Genomic DNA, 3,460 nt, shown 5'->3' on the forward strand with positions numbered 1-3,460 from the left:
GCCTCCATGAAGGCGTCGGTTACCAGCACGCCATGGTGCAGGTTCAGCGCCTTGCGGTTGAAGTCGCCCGAAGGTTTGCGGATTTCGAGGAACTCCTCGATCTCGGGGTGGGAAATATCCAGGTAGCAGGCAGCCGAACCGCGCCTGAGCGAACCCTGGCTGATGGCAAGTGTCAGGCTGTCCATCACCCTGACGAAGGGAATGATGCCGCTGGTCTTGCCATTGAGGCCGACGGGTTCGCCGATGCCGCGCACATGGCCCCAATAGGTGCCGATGCCCCCCCCGCGCGACGCCAGCCACACATTTTCATTCCATGTGCCGACGATCGCTTCCAGACTGTCAGAGACGGAGTTCAGGTAGCAACTGATCGGCAGGCCGCGCCCGGTGCCGCCGTTCGACAGCACCGGCGTTGCGGGCATGAACCACAGGTTCGAGATATAGTCATACAGACGCTGGGCGTGATCGGCGTCGTCGGCGTAGGCGGCAGCGACGCGCGCGAACAGATCCTGACAGGATTCGCCGGGCAGGAGATAACGGTCTTGCAGGGTGTCGATACCGAACGCTGTCAGCCGCGAATCGCGTGATGCGTCGGTCTTCACGGCAAAGCGCGGCCCATGCGGCGATGACACCGTCGAAATCGGCGCATCCTGCGTGTCCTGCGCGTCGCTGCGCTGAAAATCCATCGTCGTCCCCTCTTGCATTCTGTGGCCCGGTTACACCTGAAACCGGCGGGTTTCGGTGTGCCGATGCTCATCCCCGCCCTGCCCTGGCCGAATCTGCCGCACACAATCCATAGCGCCATGGCATAAGCTTACGCTACTAGGGATAGTGCCAAATCTGCCGAAGCTGGCAAGAGGGCCTGTGCAAAAATCAGCGCCCCCCAGTGCCGAACGGACCTCCCTCGTGGACTGACGGGCGCCGCTTGGCCAGCGCCACTGCCGGCAATACCGGGTTGTCCTGCATTTCATGCACAGGTTTCTGGCGAACTCTGCCCGAACGCACCGGGCTTCCCCATGCGGCCCGCCTTTCGCTACAGCCCTCTCCGGCTGCGCGGACGGGATTTGCGCCACCCCGATTCGGCGCCGGCGGCGACGTGCGTCCCGGCTGCACCACGACACGAGGAGACTGAATACCATGGCCCTGATCCGCAGCGACGATGTGATCGAATCGGTTGCGAACGCCTTGCAGCACATCAGCTATTTCCACCCTGTGGATTATGTCGAAGCGCTGGGGCGGGCCTATGCGCTGGAGGAAAGCCCGGCCGCGAAAGACGCAATCGCCCAGATCCTGACGAACAGCCGTATGTGCGCCGAAGGGCATCGACCCATCTGCCAGGACACCGGCATCGTCGCCGTGTTCGTGAAGGTCGGCATGGGCGTGCAGTGGGACGGCCGGATGACACTGGCGCAGATGATCAACGAGGGCGTACGGCGCGGTTACAACGACCCCGGCAACAAACTGCGCGCCTCGATCGTGGCCGACCCCGCGTTCAGTCGGGTCAACACGCGCGACAACACGCCGGCAGTCGTGCATGTGGAAATGGTCGAGGGCGAACATCTGGAAATTGCACTGGCGGCCAAGGGTGGCGGCTCTGAGAACAAGTCCAAGTTCGCGATGCTGAATCCTTCCGATTCCATTCTCGACTGGGTGGTTAGGACGGTGCCGCTGATGGGCGCTGGCTGGTGCCCGCCCGGAATGCTGGGGATCGGCATCGGCGGCACGGCGGAAAAGGCCATGGTGATGGCCAAGGAATCGCTGATGGCTCCGATCGACATGGCCGAACTGAAACAGCGCGGGCCACAGAACAACATCGAGGAACTGCGGATCCAGATTCACGATGCCGTGAACGCACTGGGTATCGGCGCACAGGGGCTTGGCGGCCTGTCGACTGTGCTCGACGTGAAAATCCTCGACTGCCCCACCCATGCCGCGTCGAAGCCGGTGGCGATGATCCCGAACTGCGCCGCCACAAGGCATGCCCACATTCACCTCGATGGTTCCGGTCCGGCGTGGCTGCCGCAACCCGATCTTTCGCGCTGGCCCAAGGTCGACTGGAAGCCCTCGCCGCAGTCGATCCGGGTCGATCTCGACACGCTGACCCCGGAAGTGATCGCAAACTGGAAGCCGGGCGACCGGCTGCTGCTGAACGGCAAGATGCTGACCGGCCGCGATGCAGCTCACAAGCGCATCGCCGACATGCTGGCAAAGGGCGAGGAACTGCCGATCAGTTTCGCCGGGCGGGTGATCTATTATGTCGGCCCGGTGGATCCCGTCCGCGATGAAGTGGTCGGCCCGGCAGGCCCGACGACGGCCACCCGGATGGACAAGTTCACCGCCATGATGCTGGATCAGGGCCTGCTGGCCATGGTCGGCAAGGCCGAACGCGGCCCCGAGGCGATCGAGGCGATCCGGCAGGCGAAATCCGCCTATCTGATGGCAGTCGGCGGCGCCGCCTATCTGGTGGCGCGCGCCATTCGTTCGGCAAAGGTGCTGGCCTTCGAAGACCTTGGCATGGAAGCCATCTACGAGTTCGAAGTGCAGGACATGCCGGTCACGGTGGCCGTCGATTCGAACGGCACCAGTGTGCACAACACTGCGCCCGCCGAATGGGCGAAGCGGATCGCGGCAAGACAGGCGGAACCGGCCTGAAGCGGCCTGGGGGCACAGCGCCCCCGGCCCGCCACAGTTAACAGTCGTTTGCGGACACGCGACCAGATTTCGGGCAAAGACGAATCACAAGCATTCGAAGTAACGAACTGCTGCAAGGGTCGGAAACCTATGCACATGAACTGGAAAATGCTGGCGCTGGCCAGTGCGATGATGCTGATGTCGTTCCCGGCATCTGCCGCCGAGCTGATCTCGAATGGCGGTTTTGAAACGCCTGCCACCACGACTGCACCGGGAAGCCACGGCAGCTATGCCTATCCCGAAGGCACGATCGGCGGCTGGACCTTTCACAGCGCAGGGCTGATCGACGCCGTGGCGGCAACGCCCTGGTTCGGCGGCAACCCGCCGCAAGGCTATCAGGGCAGCCAGTATGGCTTCGTGCAGGCCATCGGCGCGCTTTCGCAAACCTTCACCGCCGATGCTTCGGGGGCGTTGTCGCTGTCGTGGCTCGATGCCGGCCGGCCGTTCTTCGGCGGCTATGACGGCGACCAGACATATGAAGTGTGGCTGGACAATGGCCTGCTTGGAACCTTTTCCACCTTCAGCGGGCAGCAGTTCACTGCACGCAATGTTTCGGGCGGGAATGTCGTCGCCGGGCAAAGCTATACCCTGACGTTCAAGGGCCTGTCGCAGACCGACAACACCGCGTTCGTCGACGCAGTCAGCGCAAATGTCGCGGCTGCCGTGCCCGAGCCTGCCGCCTGGGCGATGATGGTCGGCGGCTTCGCGCTGATCGGCCTGCGCACCCGCCGCCAGGTCGCGCGCGTTTCGAGCTGATCCGCCGACGCCTGCA

Annotated in this window: 3 protein-coding genes; 2 read left to right on the forward strand and 1 reads right to left on the reverse strand. The window is 63.7% G+C overall.

The window, feature by feature from the left end; all coding sequences use genetic code 11:
• Nucleotides 1-683, reverse strand: a 683-nt coding sequence (locus AC16JP_RS09780; protein WP_484340427.1) for a ribonucleotide reductase N-terminal alpha domain-containing protein, incomplete at its 3' end; no start/stop codon positions are given.
• 451 nt (nucleotides 684-1,134) lie between these two features.
• On the opposite strand from AC16JP_RS09780, the gene AC16JP_RS09785 reads away from it, so the two are divergent.
• Together AC16JP_RS09785 and AC16JP_RS09790 are read left to right on the forward strand one after the other, a co-directional pair.
• Nucleotides 1,135-2,649 (forward strand): fumarate hydratase, encoded by a 1,515-nt coding sequence (locus tag AC16JP_RS09785; RefSeq protein ID WP_484340428.1) that lies wholly within the window; start codon nucleotides 1,135-1,137, stop codon nucleotides 2,647-2,649.
• Nucleotides 2,650-2,784: 135 nt separating this feature from the next.
• Nucleotides 2,785-3,444: a PEPxxWA-CTERM sorting domain-containing protein gene (locus tag AC16JP_RS09790; RefSeq protein WP_484340429.1), complete on the forward strand. Its 660-nt coding sequence runs from the start codon at nucleotides 2,785-2,787 to the stop codon at nucleotides 3,442-3,444.
• Nucleotides 3,445-3,460: the final 16 nt, after the last annotated feature.

This window comes from Sandaracinobacteroides sp., from assembly GCF_057137845.1.